18 protein-coding genes are annotated in these 21,476 nt (G+C 40.0%); all 18 read right to left on the bottom strand.

The genetic code is table 11. From position 1 onward, the window contains the following. Positions 1 to 208: 208 nt before the first annotated feature. Positions 209 to 2,176: an acetoacetate--CoA ligase gene (locus AR334_RS01455; RefSeq protein WP_066304147.1), complete on the bottom strand. Its 1,968-nt coding sequence runs from the start codon at positions 2,174 to 2,176 to the stop codon at positions 209 to 211. A gap of 118 nt (positions 2,177 to 2,294) precedes the next feature. Beyond that, on the bottom strand, positions 2,295 to 3,773 hold the full coding sequence (locus tag AR334_RS01450) for a carotenoid oxygenase family protein (protein ID WP_066304145.1): 1,479 nt from the start codon (positions 3,771 to 3,773) through the stop codon (positions 2,295 to 2,297). Positions 3,774 to 3,946: 173 nt separating this feature from the next. Continuing rightward, complete coding sequence (locus AR334_RS01445; RefSeq protein ID WP_066304143.1) at positions 3,947 to 4,498, bottom strand: PadR family transcriptional regulator; 552 nt, start codon at positions 4,496 to 4,498, stop codon at positions 3,947 to 3,949. A 364-nt stretch (positions 4,499 to 4,862) separates the two neighbouring features. After that, entirely contained in the window at positions 4,863 to 6,302 is a 1,440-nt protein-coding gene (locus AR334_RS01440) for an aldehyde dehydrogenase family protein (RefSeq protein WP_216638000.1), read from the bottom strand. Positions 6,303 to 6,401: 99 nt separating this feature from the next. Next, positions 6,402 to 7,115 carry an alpha/beta fold hydrolase gene (locus tag AR334_RS01435; RefSeq protein ID WP_066304141.1) on the bottom strand — a complete coding sequence of 238 codons (714 nt, stop codon included), beginning with the start codon at positions 7,113 to 7,115 and terminating at the stop codon, positions 6,402 to 6,404. A 229-nt stretch (positions 7,116 to 7,344) separates the two neighbouring features. Further along, positions 7,345 to 8,310 (bottom strand): ABC transporter ATP-binding protein, encoded by a 966-nt coding sequence (locus tag AR334_RS01430; RefSeq protein WP_066304140.1) that lies wholly within the window; start codon positions 8,308 to 8,310, stop codon positions 7,345 to 7,347. Beyond that, on the bottom strand, positions 8,285 to 9,304 hold the full coding sequence (locus AR334_RS01425) for an ABC transporter ATP-binding protein (protein ID WP_253701155.1): 1,020 nt from the start codon (positions 9,302 to 9,304) through the stop codon (positions 8,285 to 8,287). Before AR334_RS01425 ends, AR334_RS01430 begins: the two co-directional genes overlap by 26 nt. Before the next feature lie 53 nt (positions 9,305 to 9,357). After that, positions 9,358 to 10,263, bottom strand: a complete 906-nt coding sequence (gene nikC, locus AR334_RS01420; protein ID WP_253701154.1) for a nickel transporter permease — start codon at positions 10,261 to 10,263, stop codon at positions 9,358 to 9,360. 13 nt (positions 10,264 to 10,276) lie between these two features. Beyond that, on the bottom strand, positions 10,277 to 11,194 hold the full coding sequence (locus AR334_RS01415) for an ABC transporter permease (protein ID WP_066304136.1): 918 nt from the start codon (positions 11,192 to 11,194) through the stop codon (positions 10,277 to 10,279). A 130-nt stretch (positions 11,195 to 11,324) separates the two neighbouring features. Next, positions 11,325 to 12,890, bottom strand: a complete 1,566-nt coding sequence (locus AR334_RS01410; protein ID WP_066304133.1) for an ABC transporter substrate-binding protein — start codon at positions 12,888 to 12,890, stop codon at positions 11,325 to 11,327. Positions 12,891 to 12,977: 87 nt separating this feature from the next. Beyond that, positions 12,978 to 13,736 carry an SDR family NAD(P)-dependent oxidoreductase gene (locus tag AR334_RS01405; protein WP_066304130.1) on the bottom strand — a complete coding sequence of 253 codons (759 nt, stop codon included), beginning with the start codon at positions 13,734 to 13,736 and terminating at the stop codon, positions 12,978 to 12,980. A gap of 135 nt (positions 13,737 to 13,871) precedes the next feature. After that, complete coding sequence (locus AR334_RS01400; protein WP_066304129.1) at positions 13,872 to 14,711, bottom strand: 3-keto-5-aminohexanoate cleavage protein; 840 nt, start codon at positions 14,709 to 14,711, stop codon at positions 13,872 to 13,874. Positions 14,712 to 15,013: 302 nt separating this feature from the next. Then, positions 15,014 to 15,505: a thioesterase family protein gene (locus tag AR334_RS01395; RefSeq protein WP_066304127.1), complete on the bottom strand. Its 492-nt coding sequence runs from the start codon at positions 15,503 to 15,505 to the stop codon at positions 15,014 to 15,016. Between the two features lie 10 nt (positions 15,506 to 15,515). Continuing rightward, positions 15,516 to 15,818 (bottom strand): muconolactone Delta-isomerase family protein, encoded by a 303-nt coding sequence (locus AR334_RS01390; protein WP_216637999.1) that lies wholly within the window; start codon positions 15,816 to 15,818, stop codon positions 15,516 to 15,518. 37 nt (positions 15,819 to 15,855) lie between these two features. Beyond that, positions 15,856 to 17,043 (bottom strand): acetyl-CoA C-acyltransferase, encoded by a 1,188-nt coding sequence (locus AR334_RS01385; RefSeq protein WP_301337149.1) that lies wholly within the window; start codon positions 17,041 to 17,043, stop codon positions 15,856 to 15,858. A 45-nt stretch (positions 17,044 to 17,088) separates the two neighbouring features. Then, positions 17,089 to 18,795 carry a class I adenylate-forming enzyme family protein gene (locus tag AR334_RS01380; RefSeq protein WP_066304122.1) on the bottom strand — a complete coding sequence of 569 codons (1,707 nt, stop codon included), beginning with the start codon at positions 18,793 to 18,795 and terminating at the stop codon, positions 17,089 to 17,091. 117 nt (positions 18,796 to 18,912) lie between these two features. Then, positions 18,913 to 20,334, bottom strand: coding sequence for a carotenoid oxygenase family protein (locus AR334_RS01375; RefSeq protein ID WP_066304119.1), 1,422 nt, complete (start codon positions 20,332 to 20,334; stop codon positions 18,913 to 18,915). After that, positions 20,331 to 21,341 (bottom strand): nitronate monooxygenase family protein, encoded by a 1,011-nt coding sequence (locus AR334_RS01370; protein ID WP_082692726.1) that lies wholly within the window; start codon positions 21,339 to 21,341, stop codon positions 20,331 to 20,333. Before AR334_RS01370 ends, AR334_RS01375 begins: the two co-directional genes overlap by 4 nt. Between the last annotated feature and the right edge of the window lie 135 nt (positions 21,342 to 21,476).

The raw sequence follows: 21,476 nt of genomic DNA, 5'->3' as shown, positions 1-21,476 counted from the left end.
CTGCTTCTTCCTTCAACAATCTACATCATTCACTATTTTTAATCAAAAAGTCCTATTAACAGGCAACATTAAAAAATCGGTTAATCTAGAATGAGACCCTTTTTTATTTCCATTACTTATAATAGTGACTTCATACGGTGTCTGACCATCTTTATATAATTTTTGTTTCCCAAAAAGCCGCTTGAGCTTCCTTCTGACTCCTCCATTCTTACAATCTCATAAATTGATGTATTGACTGAGGATTGGCTAATGAGTCGATATTTAAGGCTTTTTCTATAGGGGTTCCCATTAAGATTTTCTTGATCGGCACCTCCATTTTTTTGCCATTTAGTGTACGTGGTATTTCTGTAACGGAATAAATATGGTCAGGGATATGCCTTGGTGAACAGCTTTCCTTGATTTGACGGTTTAATGCGTCCTTTAGCACTTGATCTAATTCATTACCGCCTCTTAAAACAACGAAGAGCAATATTGCCGACGTTCCTGTATCATTCGGCACATCCACTACAAGACTATCAAATACGCTGGGATGACTCTCGACTGCAGAATAGAATTCACTAGTGCCCATACGGACTCCTCCACGGTTTATGGTGGCATCTGATCGTCCGTAAATAATGCAGCTTCCTAAAGACGTAATCTTAATAAAATCCCCGTGTCTCCATACATTTGGAAAGTAATCGAAGTAGCTTTGTTTGTATCTTTTATGTTCCGGATCATTCCAAAAATAAATCGGCATCGAGGGCATTGGTTTACTAATCACTAATTCGCCGATTTCTTCCACTACTTCTGCCCCATTTTCATCAAATGCTTGGACAGCTGCCCCTAATGTCCGACATTGAATCTGTCCAGCATATACTGGCTGTAACAGTGTGCCTCCCACAAACCCGGAACAAATATCCGTTCCGCCACTTGAGGAAGAGAGCCAGACATCCTGTTTGACTTTTTTATATACCCATTGGTAAATTTCTGGCGTTAACGGCGAACCAGTTGACCCGATACTTTCTAAATGTGTTAAATTAAAGGTTTTTCCTGGTTCAATCCCATTTTTTATACAGGAAGATAAAAATGTCGGACTTGTACCAAAAAAGGTCATTTTCGTCCTTTCAGCAAATTCCCACAGTCGGGAGGCGCTTGGATAAGCGGGATTTCCGTCATAAAGAAGGATTGTTGCCCCAGACAATAGACCGCTAACCACGACATTCCACATCATCCAGCCGGTCGTTGTGTACCAAAAAAAGCGATCTTCTGGCTTTAATTCCAAATGAAACGCTCCATTTTTTAAATGTTCAAGCAGAATACCACCTTGACTATGTACAATTCCTTTTGGGATGCCTGTTGTTCCAGATGAATACAAAATCCATAGAGGATGGTCAAATGGGACGCGGTTAAATTGTAATTCCCCTGTTGCGTAATCCTGTAAGAACTGATTCCAAAGCAATACACTACATTGGTCTTCTCGGAGTTCATAACTTCGCAAATAAGGAATAATAATCGTTTTTTCAACAGATGGCAAACCTGCAAGCAATTGCTGAATGGATTCACTCCTATCAAAATCTTTCCCATTATACCGATAACCATCGACAGTAAGAAGAACTTTAGGCGTAATTTGTGCAAATCGATCAATTGCACTTTTACTTCCAAAATCGGGAGAGCAGCTCGACCAGATGGCTCCAATACTCGCACAGGCTAAAAAGGAAATTACCGTTTCAGGAATATTTGGAGCATAGGCTGCAACCCGATCGCCCGATTCAATACCAAGTGATTTGAGACCGTTCGCAGCAGCTGCTACACTTTCATATAATTCCTGCCAGGTGATAGACCTTTGAACATGGGATTCTGACTCAAATAAAATGGCCTCTTTTTCCGGATTGAAGGTCCGAAAAATATGTTCTGCGTAATTTACATTTGTACCTGAAAACCATTTTGCTCCTGGTATGGAATGAGGATCCAGAACCTTTGAATACTCTCCTGAATAATGAATCGAGAAATATTCCCAAATCGATGACCAAAACCCATCAATATCGTTTGTTGACCATTCCCACATGGCTTGATAGTCTTTCATAACCAAACCTTTATTCTCTGAAAGCCATTTTAAAAAATTCGAGCTATTTGACTTTGCTTGTCTTTCAGCCGATGGCTGCCAAAGCACTTCTTCTTTGTTAATAATCGCTGTCATATTTAATTCCCTCTTTTCATCTATAGATAATTGTTAACTGATAAAAAAAGTCCTCAGTACCGGTAAAAATGGCTACCTGTATGAGGACTCTACTATTCATAAATAAAAAGTTTATACCCTATCTTTCGCCACCAATCCTGTCGCCTTCGACCCAACAACCGTGGGTTCCATTATTTACTCGTTCAGGCAGGATGATTGTCGCAATCGGACCAGCTGCAATATCTTGTGCATCAAAAATGACACATTCTGAACGATTCTCATTTAAATCCGTTATGATATTAATTAAATACCCATCGTCTTCCTCGGTAGCACCAGGGCGCCGGGCAATTTGCGGTTCACTGCCATATCGATTGTCACCATATTCATATCGGGTTGAATTCCCAGTGAATAGATCATATTTTTTCAACCCGGCAAATAGCCAATCTCCCTTTTTAAACAATGTGTTGTAGCTATACCGATACTGATAACCAACATAATCATTGCTTACGACTGGGAACTCTGTCACTTCATCATCAATACACTCTTCAATTGTCTTACCCGTTCTAAGATTAAACCGCCATCTGTACATATGTGTTTGAGTGGTATGCTTATCAAGGTGGCGAGCAATTTTTTCATAAACATCCCCGCCTTGTTGACCAACATCCGGGCCATGCGGCTGGGTTGATATGCACCCGTCCATAATGACTTCATCCCCCACCTCGTAGGAATTAGAGATATGCAAAATATAGCATGGTGTTGCTTCAAACCAGCGAATCTGTGAGTTATCTCCGAACCTTGGAATTATTCCAAATCGACTTGGCACGTTAGGGAAAAAGCTCAACTTTCTAATACCTTTACTTAGCAAAATCGGATCAAAAAACATCGACAAATCATGAAGGATCGTATAATTCTGGGTAATCCCCATATCATGCGGCCAACGCGCACCAGGCAGTTCAACAGGAACATAATGGACTAGGTTATTATTTCGGTCAACTACACCATAGTTCATATAGGGATACTGTTCACCAAAGTTAAAAAACATCATATCCCCAGTTTTTAAATCCACTTTATAATGGGAGCTAATTCCGAATGGATTAAGTTTTTGTCCCCAAGAATGCACGCCCTCTGTTTCTAATGTAATGGGATCCATCACATATGGTTCTCCGCAGTTTGACATACTGACAATTAACTTTCCATTATGGGCCACCGCATCAACCCCTGCATTATCCTTCATCGCGCCGATTGCACCCCAGCCTCGATAGGTTGCTAAATGTGGTTCCAATATACCCGGCCATAGCGATTTGCCAGCTGCTTGTTCGGCAAGAAAGCCTACTGTCCGTACAAAACGATTACGATATTCAGCTTTCCCGTCCTTAAAGTGAATGGCATGAACCATCCCATCCCCATCAAATGGATGGTAATGTCCTAATGGAGCTTTCACCTGATTATGCGAATTTCTCACATAAATACCATGCAAATCCTTTGGAATTTCCCCAATGACCTGAAGGGTATCAGTTGTCGCTATATATTCCGTATCCATCGGTGCAAAGTACCCATTTAAATATGGATTGTCCGTATCCCTTGCCGTAGCTTCCACTTTGTTATAAACCTCAAGCATCCATTTTCCTCCTTTAGAAATAGTAAAAATTTAATGAATTTATTGAATATTTACTCTAATTATATATAAATATTTGTATATGTCAATATTTATCTATATTTTTATGTTGAAAATATTGGAAAACTAGGACATAAAAAAAGACAAACTACATTGGGTGCAGTTTGTCTTTTTGATTATACCGGTTTTTGAACTTTACTAAGCAATTGTAATACCCATTGACACCATTCAACTTCATCCTGACAGAGTCTCATTCTTCTCTTTAGCAGGATAAGCCTGCTAAAAAAAATAGACGAAGGGTTGTACATATCTGCTCCATTTTCATGTTCCAAAGTCACTAAATCATTCTTTATTTTTTCCAGCTTTACTGAAAAATCATTTTCCCTTTCCGTGAGCAGCATAATGGCATTATCAAGATCTGTAAGCCAAAGAGAAAATACCTTTGTCAGGAATTCATCGCGTGTAACAGGCTTATTTGGCTTTTTTCTCAGCCAGCTTTTAAGGGTTTCAATTCCAAGGTCAGTGATTTGATAATTAATTTTATCCGGCTTTCCTGTTTGCTCTACCCTGAACGAAGTAACATACTCTTTTTCCTCCAGTTTAGCAAGTAACGGATATATTTGGCTAAGTTTAGCAGCCCATATATATTCAAGGTGCTTGCCTAATTCATATCCGGATTGTTGTTTTCTTGAAAGAATGCCAAGAATGGCATATGAAAGAGAATTCAATGATAGTTCCCCCAAATCATTATTGCTTCAACTATAACGAAGCCTATTATTATTTTAAAATAAACTAACAATTTTTTACAATGAAAAGATTGGTAATAACAATTAACTCTTTACCAAAAGCAAGAAATTCCAGTTAAATGAACATTATGTAGATATAATTTTCCTCTTGCCTAATGATACTAAAGATTTACGGTAATGCATATAGACCGACGCCGTTAAACAATGTTTGAATTTAGAAAAAAAAGGAGATTATTCCCCTTTTTCTCCATCCTATTATTCTTTTATTATTCCACTTGCCTTCATTCATTTATGTTGGATATAATCGTTATTTTTCATAAAATCTTAACCATTGCTTACGACACTCTCACACTTCGTACCACCAAGGACTGGTTACATTCCTATCCTTTTTGACAATCAATTTCTTTCGCAAGAATCTTTCAATACCCGATTTTCCAAACCGTGACGCTCCGACCCCGGAAGTCTTAAATGCCGTATAATCAGGAGCCTCCGTAATGACGAATGGAAGCACGCCAGAATCATTAATGCTAACGCCACCAGCATTTATTTTTCTTGCAACATAATATGCTTCATCCTCATCTTGGGAAAATACTGAAGCTGATAAACCAAAAGTGGTATCATTCGCTAAGGAAATGGCCTCGTCGATGCTTGAGAAAGACATAACTGGCATAAGCGGGCCAAATGTTTCCTCATTCATAATTTTCATTCCATGATTTACATTAGACAATACGGTTGGTTTAATCCACAACCCGCCGTCCTTTTTTTCTATTTCGCCGCCGCAGTGAATCTCAGCTCCTTTTTTCACCGCATCATGTAAGTGTTCATCGATAATGGCAGCTTGTTTGTCAAAAATAACTGGGCCAAGTTGGCCTTCTTCCACGTTAGGATAAGCAAGTGAAACCTTTTGTGCCTCATTAATAAGCTGTTCTAAGAATTGGTCATGAATCGTTTCATCCACATAAATTCTTTCAATCGAAAAACATTGATGACCCATCCCGCAAATCGAGCCAAATAAAATTCCCTTCACAGCTTTTTCAATATCAGCTGATTTTAATACAACAGCCGGGTCTTTACCGCCAAGCTCCAGAAATGCAGGAATTAAATTCCCGCCTGCTTTCGCAGCTACTTTCCTGCCTGTAGATACACTTCCTGTAAAGACTATTAAATCAACATGATCAATCATTGCGGAACCCACATCGCCTGCACCTGCTACATAAGATAATACGTAAGCCAGTTCTGGGACATCATTGATTGATTTTTTCAATGGTTCAATAAAACGAGGCGTTACTTCACTAGGTTTTACAATGACTGAACTGCCTGCTAAGAGAGCAGGAATCATATCCATTACCGAAAGAGATAACGGAAAGTTCCAAGGACTGATGACTCCCACAAGAGGATAGGCTGAATAATCTTGACTGATTTCCAAAATGGGAACATACTTTGAATTCTTTGGTTTATCAAGCTCAAATACTTCTTTGGCGACTTCCGACCAGCGTTCTATCCACTTTAGGATGTTCTCATATTCACGAACAGACTCGTTTAAACGGCCCGTATCCGTAATTATGGCCTCCATAATTTCTTCACGTCTATTTTCTAAAGCCGTTTTCCACTTTCTTAACACTTCAATTCGGCCTTCAACTCCAAGACTTTGCCATTTGGTTTGACCTTTTCTTAGTCTAGTACATTCTTCTATCAATTCGTCTTCATTTAGAATTGGAAGTTTGTAATCGTATTCCCCTGTTCTGGGATTTCTTGTTTCATGCACTAAAACACTATCTTTTTTCACAATTATCCACCCTTCTTTTTACCTATTACACTACTTAAATAGTGAAAAGAGGTAAGATAAAAATTTATATTTTTGTTTTTAACGATGTTTCATCTCTATTTAACTAAACTCTTGAAGCCACGAAAGCATTTTATTGGCAATTTCTTTTGGGTTTTCCAGTGGGGCCATATGACCTGCCTTGTTAATCAGACCAAATTCTGCCCGCTTGATCCTATTACTTAGTTTCCTTAGTTCCTCAGTAGGAACGACAATGTCCTGATCACCGCCTAAGATTAACAGAGGGATGTGAAGTGATTCTAAAAGATTGGTCCGATCCGGCCGATTGATACATGCCTGCTGGTGGGCGATAAACCGGTCTGACCCATAATCGGTTACAATCTTTTTGCGCAGTGCATCCAAATCAGGATTATTTTGATTATCGGCATGAAAAACTAGATGTCCCTGTGATAACACCATTTCAAGATGTTTTCCGGATTGTGCAAGGTCGATGGCAGCTTTTCGTTTGTCCTTCTGAATCTGACTATCTTCATATGGCAGACTGCAAAGCAGACTGAAGCCGCTGATTCTTTCAGGCGCTTTCTCTAGCATGGAAAGTGCCACATACCCCCCAAAGGAGAAACCACATAAATGAAACCGATCTGGTAATTGCTTTAGTAATGCTTCGGCAATGTCCTCCACATTTGGTAAGGCAGGACAATTGGGGGTATGACAAGTAATGGTTGGAGGCAAACAGTTTACCACTCCATCCCAAACCTCGCCGGTATTATTTAATCCAGGGATTAAAACCAAATCAGAAATATACTTTGTCACCATACATTCATTCTCCTACGCTCCATGATGAGCAACTCTCCTAAATTAAATTGGGAACTCACATGAATAAGTTATTATTTTACCAAGTTTAATTTTCAGAATATTTTTAACCCATTTATATAAAGAAGTTTACATATGTCAATTTTTATTTATGTTAATAATGCCAGGTTCCATTATTTCAGATGGGTCCTGGCATTTTCTACCACATTTAAAAACTTCTATTCTTTTACTTTTACTTATATAAATGACAAGCTACTGACTGCCCATTTTCTAAGGTTATAAGTGATGGGGATACGGTTCTGCAAATTTCCATGCAACTATTGCAACGAGGGTGAAACGTACATCCATTCGGCGGATTTACAGGGCTTGGGAGGTCCCCTTGCAATATAATACGCTCCCTTTTTTCATCCGGATGTCTAATCGGCTCTGCTGATAAAAGGGCCTTTGTGTAGGGATGAAGTGGATTTTCATACAGATCTTCCGTTTTTCCTAACTCAACAATTTTCCCCAAATACATGACAGCTACCCTGTCGCTAATATGTTTAACCACACTTAAATCATGAGAAATAAAAATATAAGTTAGCTTGAATTCCTTTTGTAATTTAAGCAATAAATTTATTACTTGAGATTGTATTGATACGTCTAAGGCAGATACGGGCTCGTCCGCGATGATTAAATCCGGTTGCAAGATAACTGCCTTGGCTATTCCGATCCGTTGACGCTGGCCACCTGAAAACTCATGTGGATAACAATCCAAATGGGATTCATGCAAACCTACTGTTTCAATGATTTCAACCACCTTTTGATACCGCTCTTCCTGCGTATACAAACCATGTACTCGAAGTGGCTCCATTAAAATTTGCTTGATTGTCTTCTTTGGATTTAACGATGCATATGGATCCTGAAATACCATTTGCAACCTGCGACGAATCTTTCTCATTTCTTTATAAGGGAGTTCGCTAATATCAATTCCGTCAAACAAAATCTGTCCGGATGTAGGTTCATGGAGACGCAGAATCGTCCGACCTGTTGTCGATTTTCCGCACCCACTTTCTCCAACTATTCCAAATGTTTCGCCTCGCGTGATAGAAAATGAGACATCATCAACAGCTTTTACACTAGCTTTTGGCTTAAACAACCCTTTTTTTATTGGATAATGTTTCTTTAATTGTTTAACCTGTAACAATGTGTCGGACATCATTATTTTCCTCCATTTTTGATTGTTCCTCATATAACCAACATCGCACTGGGTGTTTTACAGTTGTTATAGGCGGCGCTTCCACTTTACAGCGATCCGTTACAAACTTACATCGGGTTGAAAAATGGCATCCTTGCGGTAATTCAGATGGCCTCGGAACATTTCCTGAAATAGAGTACAAATCATTTTTTCGTTCATTCATATTCGGCATTGAGGCAATAAGACCCTGAGTATATGGATGAAGCGGCTCGTTAAATAAAGTTCGAACATCTGTATACTCAACGATTTCTCCTGCATACATGACCGCAACTTTATCACATATTTCCGCAACCACACCAAGATCATGGGTAATTAAAATCATTGACATATTTTTTTCTTTTATAATTCTTCGCATTAAATCAAGAATTTGCGCCTGAATGGTGACATCTAGTGCTGTTGTTGGTTCATCAGCGATGAGCAGTTTCGGTTCACCCAGCATAGCCATGGATATCATTACCCGTTGCCGCATACCGCCAGATAATTGGTGCGGATATTCGTTTACAATTTGTTCAGCTCGGGGGATACCTACCATGTGAAGCATATCTATTATTTTTTCTTTCCTTTGACGAGATGTAAGTTTCGTATGCTGTTTAAGAGGTTCACTCAACTGCTCTCCAATTGTATATACAGGGTTAAGAGATGTCATTGGTTCCTGAAATATCATTGAGATATCATTACATCTTAATTTTCTCATCTCTTTTTCTTTCAGGTTAGATATCTTGCGACCTTCCAGATTAATTTCACCACCGCTAATATAGCCATTGGGATATGGCAACAATCCCATGATCGCAAGGGAGGTTAAACTTTTTCCGCTGCCCGATTCTCCCACAATTCCAACCGTTTCGCCTTGTTCCACTGAGAGATTAATCCCATGCACAATACGTAATGACCCATTCTCAGTTCGAAAGGACACTTCTAAATCCCGAATCTCTAGTAAGGGGTGCTGTTTGTTCAAATCCATCCCTCTCTTTTCTCTGATCTTAAATATTTGGATAAATCGTCGGTAATTTAACCATTATTATTGATTTCAGGATCCAGTTCGTCCCTTAACCAATCACCAAATAAATTAATCCCTAGTGTGGTTATAACGATTGCTATGCCTGGAAAAGTTATTAGCCACCAAGAACTTAAAATGAAATTTTTCCCTTCATTAAGCATATTGCCCCATGCTGGAGTTGGTGGCTGCACTCCAAAACCAAGGAAGCTCACGGAGGCTTCTGCGATAATAAATGTTGAGACCTGCAGTGAAGCTAGGACAATCATTGGGGTGAGCAAATTTGGGACAATGTGTTTTACGATTATTTCCCAACGAGGCACTCCGGTTGCATAGCATGAAAGGATAAATTCTTTTTCTCTAATAGCTAGCACCTCACTGCGAACAACACGTGCATAAGTAATCCAACCGACAATGATAAGTGAGAGAATAATATTTTTAAGTCCTGTTCCAAGAACAGCATTAATTATAAGTACTAACAAGATAAATGGAAAGCTCAGCTGTACATCGACAATTCGCATGAGCAGGGCATCAATCCATCCGCGAAAATATCCGGCAATAATACCCACTACCGTGCCGATTATTCCTGCAAAGAATACTGTTGTAAAGCCAATAATTAATGAAATTCTCGTTCCATAAATAATGCGCGATAAGATGTCTCTGCCAAGTTGATCAGTACCAAGCAGATAATCCGTTGTTAAAGGAGGAAGTAACTTTTTAGACAAATCGGTAGCCACTGGATCATGGGGTGCTATAATCGGAGCTGCCACGCCAATGAAACAAACAGCCACGATCACAAGAAACCCCAGTAGACCAAATGGACTTTTAATTAGTCTTTTAAAGAACGTAACTATCTTACGTTCCCTCTTTGCAGCCACTTTTTTTGAAACCATTGTATTTTCAAGTGATATTTGAGACACGTGTAATCCCACCTTACTTTAAACGTATTTGGGGGTTGACAACAGCATAGAGCATATCGGTAAGAAAGTTAATTACAGAATATGTGATCGAGATAAAGAACACCCCTGCTAACACTACCGGGAAATCTCTGTTTAATAATGAATCCATCAGCATCCTGCCTAAACCAGGCCAAGAGAACACCACTTCAACAATAACCGCACCGCCAAGTAACGTTCCTAGTTCAAGAGCGATTAGCGTCAGGATTGGTATCAAGGCATTTCTTAGAGCATATTTCATCAAAATCTTAGCTGTAGGAGTACCAGACGCTTTAGCCGTTCTGATGTAGTCTTTTCGTAAAATATCCAACATTGCTGATCTTGTAAAACGCGCAAATTTCGCAATACTATGCATGGCTAAAGTAACCATAGGAAGGATCATGTGAATCATCGATCCCCCTCCGCCGGAAGGAAAAATATTGAAGCTTACACTAAAAATATAAATAAATATGAGTCCTAGCCAAAAGCTCGGAACAGCCTGCCCTAAAATAGTAAATCCAACCCCAAATCGGTCAATAATTGAGTTTCTTTTATATGCACTAATCACACCGATAGGTATAGCTATTATAATAGAAAGAAACAAAGCCGAAAATGCAAGTTGAAACGTTGCTGGAAGACGTTCAATCACTAGTATAAGAGCACTATCTTTTAAACGAAGTGATTCACCGAAATCACCCTGTATAGCTTTACCTACAAAGTCGACATATTGTATGATTAATGGTTTATCAAACCCGTGCAGTTTACGAAACTCATCGTACTGTTCTTTCGGAGCATCTGCGGGCAGCATGAGCACCGTTGGATCACCAGAAAGGCGAATCAGAAAGAAAACGACAGTAAGTGCCAAGAAAACCACAATTAACATTTGTATCAATCTTTTAATAAAAAAATCTAGCATTTGTATCCTCCTTACCAGGATTAGTTCTAATTCCCCCACTACCGAGCGAGGGAATTAGAACTCGGACATTTTTTATAGATTATTAAACTAATAAAAGTTTTTAGATTGAAATTGCGAGAGCACCATGTTCTTATTGCCCTCTTTTTATTTCAAAGAATTCCAAAGTCTCATTAAACCTTGGTTTGAATTCTATATCTTTCCGTGCACCCCAAATGTCTTCCGTCATCCATAAAGGTATTGTTACTGCTTCATCTCTTAACCGATTCTGAATAGTAGCCATTTCCTTTTGCCGTTCTTCCTGATTAAAAATGCTAAAGGATTTTTGGATTCCTTCTAACAATTCAGGATTGTTATGAAAACGATATACACCTGCAGGGGAGAAATAGAACGAGTAAAAATTTTCCCCTTCCACTGATGCTGCAGAATTAAAGAAATACATATCTTTCATTTTTTGGCTAGTTGCCCGCTGAATATAAACACCTGTTTCAACCTGTTCAACTGTTACTTTTATTCCAATCTTTCCAAGTTCTCCAGCAATAGCCTGAGCAATTTGACTGTCCATAGGGAAATATCCGTTAGTCGTTTCTAATGTCAATTGAATATCCTCAGGTTTAAATCCTGCCTCCTGAATCAATTTCTTAGCTTTTTCAGGGTTATAGTCATATCCATCCACTTCGGTGTAGCTAATATTAAAAGGGGTTAGCGTACTTGTTAGCTTCTCTCCCTTTCCATTCATTACATTTTTAAGCAACGAATCAACATCAATGGCATGATTTAATGCTTTTCTTACTCTTACATCCTGAATCGGCCCCTCATGAAACGTATTTAATGCAATAAAGGCGTTTTTCCCGGTGAGTGCAGAAATAATTTTTGAATTGCTATCTGCTTTTACTCTTTCCACCGAATCTACAGGAACACTTTTAATCAAATCGACATCACCACTTAATAGTGCAGAAAGTCGTGAACTGAATTCCGGAATAACTTTAATGGTTACATTTTTTATTTCGGGTTTGCCTCCCCAAAAATCATCAAAAGCTTCAAAGGTCACATATTCTCCACGTTTCCATTCTTTCACCTTGTATGGACCTGTTCCAATAGGTTTTTTCGAAGCTTCTTCTTTTCCAACTTGTTCAACATATCCCGGCTCCAATGGATGGAAGTCTGTAAAGGCTACAGTCAAGAAATTGGCCATGGGCCTATTCGTAATAAATTGGATGGTATGTTCATCGATAATTTTCACTTCTTTCAGTACCTTCATCCAACGACTACCATACACGGATTTGTTTTCAGGGTTAATCATATAGTCTACAGTATATTTGACAGATTCGGCATTGAAAGGTGCTCCATTATGGAATTTGACTCCTTCACGCAGCTTAAACTCCCATGTAAATTCATCAATATTTTTCCATTCCGTAGCTAGTTTAGGAATGAAATCCCCTTTTCCGTCATAATCTAGCAGCTGGCTATAGATGTTTTGAATGATTCCAGAAGTGGAGGCAACTGGATCCGTACTACCCATTAAAGTGGTTGGCTCTGTGGCTAAACCAATTACGATACTTGAAGTGTCTGTTTTTCCACTTGATTCGCTATCCGTTTCTTTCTTCCCCACATTTGCAGTACCAGCTGTACAAGCCGAAAGCAATAAGCTGCAAATCATAATAAAAGGAATCCATATTTTTCCGTCTCTTATGTTCATTACATTTTGCTCCTCCGCATGAAATTATATTAATTTGTACTTTTCACTTCTGAAAAATTTAATTGTTTTACCAATTAATAAACATGTTTAGGATATTCTTCGTCCACCACTAACTTCTATAATCTCGCCTGTTATATAGTTTGCATGCTCTGAGGCCAAAAACAAAACTGCACCCGCTATATCTTCTGGCAGGCCAGCCCGTTGCATTGGAATATTTTTTAGGATTCCTTCGTGGGTGCTTAATGGAACCTCACTATTATGAAAAGGTGTATCGATAAGTCCGGGAGCTACCCCATTTACTTGAATATTGTAGTCTATCAATTTTTTGGCAAGAGCACGAGTCATGGCATCCACTCCGCCTTTAGCAGCAGTATAGGCAAGATCAAGCTTGGTTCCCCCTGTTCGCACTACACCAGATGTAATATTAATAATCCGTGAATTTTCTCCCGTTTTCAGTAATGGAAGGGCAGCTTTCGTGACAAGAAAGACAGACTTTAAATTAACATCCATAATGCGATCCCAGTCTTCTTCCTCTAACTCTTCAATATTTGCTTTTTTTATAAAAGCGCCTACATTATTAACTAAAATATCAATTCTTCCAAATTTATCCTTGATCATTCCAACTATTTCTTCAACATCTCGTTTAACAGTTACGTCACCATCTACCAGCAATACTCTTGTACCAGCATCTTCCAGCTGCACTGCAATATCCTCGCCATTTTTCCTATCATTAAAACCATGGATAACAACATTAGCACCAAGTTTTGCAAAAGCTTGTATTGTTGCTTTCCCAATGCCTGTAGTACTGCCAGTAACCCATACGACCTTGTTTTTAAAAGATAACATTTAGATTCCTCCCAAATGAATATAAAAGAATTCTGGATTTTTACTATTTTCACTATGACTATAGTTGCAATCGACCAAAAATAAATATATTAGTATGTTTAAAGAAATACCAATATAGGTGGATTTATATATGAATTACATGTGATCTGCTAACTGTCCATCCCGGACCGGCAGTGTCAGGATTTTTCGTGCTTCTTCCGGTGATGCGACTTCACGTCCCAATTCATTAGAAAGATTTACGATTCTCTCAACAAAGTCAGCATTGGACTTGGCCAGTTCCCCTGGTCGATAATATATATGGTCCTCCATTCCAACGCGCACATGGCCTCCTTGGCTAATAGCTATTGCCTGCAATGGTATTTGGTTGCTGAACGCTACGACTCCCCACGTTGAGTTTTCCGGCAGATGATCTAGCATGTGTAGAAGGTTCTTAGGTGTAGCAGGCGTTCCTCCAGGAGCTCCTAGGACAAATTGATAATGGAAGGGGGCAGGAATCAATCCTTCGTTAATAATTTTCTGAGCATTCCCCAGCATTCCCAATTCAAAGATTTCAATCTCGGGTTTTACTTTAAACTCATTCATTCTGCTGGCAATTTTCCGCATGGTATCCTGACTGTTTTGAAACGGAACCTCTCCGAAATTTAACGGACCTGCATTTAACGAAGCAAAATCCGGCGCCAGGTCACATACCGCTAACCGTTCCTCAAGTTCCATATAGAGTTTGCCTGCCGTTGTTAAACTAATCAAAATGTCACATTTATCTTTTATTCTTTCCATCGTTTCCTGATAAAGTTTTGCATCCATTGAAGGCGTTCCATCTTCCTCTCTAACATGAATGTGAGCGATGGATGCCCCTTTTTTCCAAGAAAGATATACTTCTTGGGCAATTTCTTTTGGAGTAATGGGTACATAAGGTGTTTGGGCTCTTGTCGTAATTGTTCCTGTAGGCGCAACTGTAACGATTAATTTTTCCAAACTAAACATCTCCTTTTTTGTGTTAAGATTAAAAACCTCGTGAAAAACCTTCTTTTAGCTGAATTTTTAGAATATTTATTTTTTATTATATAGAAAAATTTATATATGTCAATTTTTATTTAGTAAATATTTTTATATATTATCGGTTGAAAAAAATTTCCTAATGACAGTAACAAAGCAAAAAGAGGCGGATCATAAATCCCCCTCCTTTCCTCTATCAACTAAGTTCTAATATGTTCAATACGCTCCTTTAACGATACTTCATTGGCAATTGTAACAACAGCATTTCTAATTATAGAATCTTAAGTTGAGGACATTGGGTCTGACCCCGCAGCCACCCTTGGAGGATCGAGATTGAGTTTTTCTCTTTTTTCAATTTTTTTGCGAATATGATCCGGAATGATAATGCTTTGTTTCTCGTTCATATCCGTGATTACTATTGTTCCACATCCTGATGCAACGAATCGTTGATTATCTGCAATGTAATACTCCAAATCAATGGATTTCTGACCTAGCTTGGCTGCACGTACCCCCACAGCCAGTGTAGATGGAAAGTATGCTTCACTATGATAATGGCATGCAATGTCAGCAGTTACGGCTCCTAGATTTTCCAGATGAAAACCAAGACTATTTAAGTATTCTGATCTTGCCTGTTCGAAATATAAAAAAAAACTTGTACTATTAACATGACCTAACAGATCGGTTTCACAAACACGGACTTTAATTTCTGTTTTAAAATGAAATCGCTTCAACCACTCATCAAGAAATGGCTTAATATAATTGGCTCTGGCCATATAAACTCTCCTATTTCCAACGATTTCCGACATCTATTGCAAAATCCGCATAGGGACGAATAGGAAGCATTTCCTCAATTTCTACATACTCAGATAAGGGCAGCCCGGCCATAAAGGTTCGATCCAGTTCATCATGAGAGGAAGCATCATAAATAAGCACAACTTTTCTCTGTCCGGAAATCTTATAGGCCCCGACGATTTTCTTTCGCTCAACTGCTTTCAGACAAAGTTTTGCTTCAGCCTCCCATTTTTCCCATAACTCATCCATAGAAAGATCCTTTTGAATAACTGCAGCTTTGATTAAAAATAACAAGATACACGCCTCCTTTGTTTCATTTCACTATTTAAAATTATACTCTTTCTATGATCAGCGCCGTGCCTACTCCTGCTCCTCCGCTTATGGCAACAAGTCCTCGTTTCTGATTGCGTCTTTCTAATTCATCCAACAATGTACAAATGAGCATGCCTCCCGTTGCCCCAAGTGCATGCCCCATCGCAATCACACCGCCGTTAGGGTTTAACTGATCCCGTTCTAGACCAAAATCACGTTGGAACTTTAGTACCGTCGCCGCAAAAGCTTCATTAAACTCAAACAAATCAATATCCTCGATTGTTAATCCTGATTTCTTCAGAACCACTTCAGCTGCCTTTTGCCCACCGCCTAGTAAGAATGGGTTATCCGCGACGCTAGCGGAAGCCACAATTCTGGCTCGGGGTGTTAAGCCCAGCTTTTTACCTTTTTCTTCCGAACCAATGAGAATCAAAGATGATCCGTCGGCTAAGGATGGAGAGTTCCCGGCATGATGGAGATGGGAAATTTCCTTCAACTGAGGGAATTGCAGTTTTATTCGACTCTCCATTCCACTTATATGTTTTTCTGAAAACGATGGCTTTAGAGCCGATAATTTTTCCATTGAAATATCAGAACGCACGAGCTCGTCCTTTTCTAAAAATTCTTGATGTTCTTGATCATAGACAGGGAGTAAAGAACGGTTGAAATATCCTTGCTGATACGCATTCTCGGCGCGTTCATGCGATTCAAAAGCATATTGGTCAAGCTCTTCACGAGTAAATCCCGATAACGATGCCATAATATCAGCAGATACCCCCATATGGACATAATTTGTTTTATCCATCACTTCGGGAGTAGAAAACCACGATCCTTCATCAGAAAACATGGGAACTCTCGAGGAAGACTCCACGCCCCCTGCAATGACAAGCTCATCCATTTCCCCCTTCACTTTTGCAGCAGCAATTAGAACGGCATCTAAACCTGACGCACAATAGCGATTGACCGTCATGCCGGGAATGGTATTCGGTAATCCAGCAAACAAAGCTGCCACCTTAGCGATATTGGCCCCTTGTTCGCGAACCTGTGTAGCACAGCCTAAAACAATATCGTTCACTTCCGATAGACTCAGTGCGTTCCTGGTTTCAAGCGCATGGAACAGTTGTGAAACGTAATGGATGGGATTCACTTCAAGCAATGATCCATTTTTCTTCGCTGCCCCGCGTGGTGTACGGATTGCATCATAAATATAAGCCTCTATTTCCCCTCACTCCTTTCTTATAAATAAAGTTCCTTAATTAACTCGTTCACCCTTCACCATCTCCCGGAGCTGATTCTTCAAGATTTTCCCTACCGGATTTCGCGGCAGCTGATCTAACAGAACCAAGCGCTCCGGCAATTTATAAGAAGCGATCTGTTTCTCCCGTAAAAATGCAACAAGTTCCTCCAGCTTGATTTCGGCAGACTCTCTCGGAACGATGCAAACGCATACATTTTCACCCATAATCGGGTCCGGATAAGAGACGACAGCCACATCTTCCACCATTGGATGGCCTTGAAGCAATCCTTCCAGCTCCTCAGGTGATATCTTTAGGCCCCCGCGGTTGATTACATCCTTGACTCGCCCAACAACTCGATAATATTGATTTTGATCTCCGGCAATCTCAAATAAATCCCCTGTACAAAAGTATCCGTCTTGATCAAATGACGTTTGATTCATTTCTTCTGACTTCCAATATCCTGAAAACAGACTAGCCCCTCTAATCCGCAGCTCGCCAGGGTGAAGTGATTCTGAAATTTCCTCCCCTGTCTCTAAATCTACAATCTTACTTTCAATCCTTTCAGAAATTCGGTTGTCCCAGTTGAACCCTTTGACTCCAAATCTCGGAAAATATTTCGATCGCATTTTTGGATCGGGAATATCATTCGGACTACTTAAAAATGCGGCCCCTTCGTTAGAGCCAAAGAAATTGATAATGTCCACGCCATACTTTTCCTTCCAACCGGCAATCATCCATGCGGTCAAAGGAGCTGATCCTGTTCCCACAGCCCTCAGTGAGGTAATGTCCTTACCATTTAACATGGCTTGAGTTTTTAGCATCATATTTAGTAAGGCAGGTGGAATGAGTGTGTACGTAATCGTTTCCTGTTCAACCTGCTGTAGGAATGAGGGTAAATCGAAGGGATGGTGCAGCACCAATTTCCCCCCTGATAATAACCACGGAATCAGCATCCCACCGATACCCGCCATATTCACCATCGGAAAGGTATTTAAAATGCGGTCATCTCCTTTTAGTTGAGCGGCATCTACCGTTCCATAAGCATTGATAAACCATTCATTATGGCTTCTTGGGACGCCCTTTGGTTTACCCTCTGTTCCAGATGTCCAGCAAACGGTGAATATATCATCCGCTGTTATTTCAATCGTTTCACGATAGGCTTTCAATCTCGAAAACTCTGAATCAACTTCGTCTGTATGAATCGAAATCGCCCCTTTGGGAACATCATCCCCAAATACAAAAACATGTTGGACCGATGGGACTTGCTGTTTTATATTGACATGCATGGCTGCATATTCACGTTGATTCATTTTCTCTAGCGTAATCACTGCTTTTGCGCCTAACATCTTCAGCTGTTGGGAACATTCAAATTCACGATATTGAACCGGAAATGGACTGGAAATCGCCCCTACTCGCAAAACCGCCAAATATGTAATCACAAGTTCCACGATATTAGGTAAATGTATCGCCACAATATCATCCTTCACAATGCCGTGGTCTAGGAGAATTTCCGCTAATTGACTCACCCTATGATCCAATTCTTTATAGGTTAACCTTTGCATTAGACCTCCACATAATGAACCCCGGTTAATCGGATCGACAATAGCTTCCTTATCAGGCCATTGTTCAACGTGCTGAAGAAAATACTCCTCTATGGTGGCAGTTCCCCACCAACCTTTTTCTACATACTCTTTTATTCGTTCGTCTGATGATAGAATCATATTTTTACCGTCCCCTTCTATCACGTTTATATTTTGGAAGGCCCACTTCTCTTTTCTTTAGAAAAAGTAAGCCCTTCCCAAAAACAGGTCAAACTTGCCTGCCCTCTCTTGGGCTTGTTACGTGAAAAGCTTTTTCCCGTTAATCCAAGTAGCATGGAAGCCCATTGGGATATGTTGTGGCACAAGGAGTCTTGCAATCGGGCCAAGTTCAAATTCCTTCGCATCCATAATAATCAGTTCCGATCGATTCTCACGCTGATCATGAACATATGTCACCAAATAACCATCATCCTCAGCTTTGGCATTAAGTTTCGGTGCGTAGGCCCCCTCCGTACCATAACGGCCTTCTCCGAACATGTACTTCTTCGATTGCCCCGTCCATGTGTCATATTTTACCAAACCGTCAAATTGTACCGTTTCCCCAGGACCGATATGAACATTATAGGAATAACGCGATTTATGCCCCATATAATCAAGATTAATCACCGGAAACTCAGTGTTCATGTCACATAGCTCGCCCTCTTTTACTTGCCCTGTTTTCAAATTAAAGCGCCAGTAATGAAGCTGGGCATCTATACGGAGAAAAGCCAGCATTCTTTCAATTGGACCGCCCCTTTTTGTACTTGGAGGAACAGGTTCTTTTACCCGGCATCCCGTTAAAACAATCTCGTCTCCTTCTTCCCAAGCATTAATCACATGGTAAATATAGCAAGGGCTTGCTTCAAACCAGCGAATGGACTCGGCTCCGCCATAACGTGGAATTATGCCAAAACGGCTCGGCAATTCGCGGAAAAACTTGACGCTGTATCTTCCTAATTTTGCGGATTCAGGGTCATTAAACAATGGCAAATCCATCAAGATCGAGTAATTTTTTGTAATCGCCATATCATGCGGCAGACGCGGTCCAGGAAGCTCAACCGGTGCAAAATGCATCAGCTCTCCTGTTGCCGAAGCAACGCCATACATCATATACGGATACACATTTCCATAATCGAAAAAAATAAACTCGCCCGTAGCCTCATCTACTTTCGAATGGGCCGAAATATTGCAAGTCAGACGGCCGCCAAAATCTTCTACTCCGATTGTCTCCAAAGTTCTTGCATCGACTTTGTAGGGTTGGCCGGAACGATACCAAAGTGTCAGCAAATTATTGTTATGAAAGACGACATCCGTATTGGATGTATTTTTTTCTTTTTCAAAAAACGGATTTTGCTTTTTATCTTCCATTAATCCTGCCCATATGGCTTTTCCTTCAATCGCTTCATGCTGGAAGGCCTTTGTATGGATATAGCGGTTTCGATAGCTGACTTTTCCATTTTCGAAATAAACAGCATGAAGCATACCATCCCCATCGAACCAATGATAGCGGCCCTTAGGTTCATGTTTTGGGTTTGGGCCGTTTCGCACGTAAGCTCCGTAAAAATCAGTTGGTACCTTCCCCTCAAGGACCGTTAATTCATCCACATACATTTCATCCTTAATCGGGGCGTATAGACCGTCGTGATAATAGGGATTTTGATAGGTTTTTGTTTCAATCATAGAATAAATTCCTCCTTTTCCTTTTGTTTCGCTGGAATCCACTCATTTGGCTCCTGAAAATCTGAATAGGCCTTTCTGTATTGCTGTTCAAGCTCTTGAATGATTTCTTTTGCCGGTTGAACTTTTGTAATCGCATCCACGCCGTGACCGGCCGACCAGATGTCCCGCCATGCTTTTGTTTCTCCATGTGGATTGTCAAAGTTTATTGCTTTTTTAGTCGATAGATTATTAACATCATAGCCTGCTTTTTCAATGCTTTGCCGAAGCATATTGGCATGAACACCAGAAAATGCATTTGTTAAGATGATATCCTCATGTGTTGCTTCAATGAGCATTTCCTTGTATTGATCGTTGGCCATACTCTCACTGGCTGCTATAAATTTGGTCCCTAAATACACGAGGTCGGCTCCCAATGTTTGGGCAGCCAAAATGCTTTTTCCCGTCGAAATTCCTCCGCCCAATACGATGATTCCATCCCAAAACTCTCGAACAGCATCGACAAAGGCAAAGCCAGTAATAGATCCGGTATGTCCTCCAGCTCCGGCGCTGACTAGAACTAAACCATCCACACCAGCTTGAGCTGCTTTTTTGGCATATTTGACTGAATTCACATCAGCAAACACAAGCCCTCCGTAGGAATGAACTGTTTCAATAACTGGGATTGGACTCCCAAGTGCGGTAATGACGATCGGCGGTTGATATTTTTTCAATAGAGCAAGTTCCTCCTGGAGGCGTTTATAGCTTCGATGCGCGACCATATTTGCTGCCCAGGGAGCCACCTTTTTGTCTGGATTTCTTTCTTTGTACTCCTTTAACTCCGTTGTCAATCGGGTCATCCATTCCTCAAGAATGTCGATGGTCCGAGCATTTGGGGCAGGGAAAGAACCAATGACTCCATTTTTGCAGCAGCTTAAGACAAGCTCCGGTCCTGATACTAGAAACATTGGGGCAGAAATAATCGGCAATACCGTGTTTTCAGTTAGCCATTTAGGCAACCTTCGACTCATGGACAATCACTCCTTTTCATTTACTTTCACATTTTTATAAAATAACATCCTACAACTTTTATTAATGCAAGTACCGTGCCAATACTAAAAAATACGAATATTTAGAAATAAGATGAAAAATTTACTTACATTTGA

This window comes from Bacillus sp. FJAT-29814 (assembly GCF_001510715.1).
Taxonomy (GTDB): Bacteria; Bacillota; Bacilli; order Bacillales; family Cytobacillaceae; genus Neobacillus.
This window is presented reverse-complemented; position numbering and strand designations above follow the sequence as displayed.

Excerpts from the sequence above, each read along its gene's own strand:
- AR334_RS01455 (WP_066304147.1), bottom strand. The coding sequence starts at position 2,176 with ATGACAGCGATTATTAACAAAGAAGAAGTGCTTTGGCAGCCATCGGCT.
- AR334_RS01450 (WP_066304145.1), bottom strand. The coding sequence starts at position 3,773 with ATGCTTGAGGTTTATAACAAAGTGGAAGCTACGGCAAGGGATACGGAC.
- AR334_RS01435 (WP_066304141.1), bottom strand. The coding sequence starts at position 7,115 with ATGGTGACAAAGTATATTTCTGATTTGGTTTTAATCCCTGGATTAAAT.
- AR334_RS01430 (WP_066304140.1), bottom strand. The coding sequence starts at position 8,310 with ATGTCCGACACATTGTTACAGGTTAAACAATTAAAGAAACATTATCCA.
- AR334_RS01415 (WP_066304136.1), bottom strand. The coding sequence starts at position 11,194 with ATGCTAGATTTTTTTATTAAAAGATTGATACAAATGTTAATTGTGGTT.
- AR334_RS01410 (WP_066304133.1), bottom strand. The coding sequence starts at position 12,890 with ATGAACATAAGAGACGGAAAAATATGGATTCCTTTTATTATGATTTGC.
- AR334_RS01405 (WP_066304130.1), bottom strand. The coding sequence starts at position 13,736 with ATGTTATCTTTTAAAAACAAGGTCGTATGGGTTACTGGCAGTACTACA.
- AR334_RS01395 (WP_066304127.1), bottom strand. The coding sequence starts at position 15,505 with ATGGCCAGAGCCAATTATATTAAGCCATTTCTTGATGAGTGGTTGAAG.
- AR334_RS01380 (WP_066304122.1), bottom strand. The coding sequence starts at position 18,795 with ATGATTCTATCATCAGACGAACGAATAAAAGAGTATGTAGAAAAAGGT.
- AR334_RS01375 (WP_066304119.1), bottom strand. The coding sequence starts at position 20,334 with ATGATTGAAACAAAAACCTATCAAAATCCCTATTATCACGACGGTCTA.
- AR334_RS01370 (WP_082692726.1), bottom strand. The coding sequence starts at position 21,341 with ATGAGTCGAAGGTTGCCTAAATGGCTAACTGAAAACACGGTATTGCCG.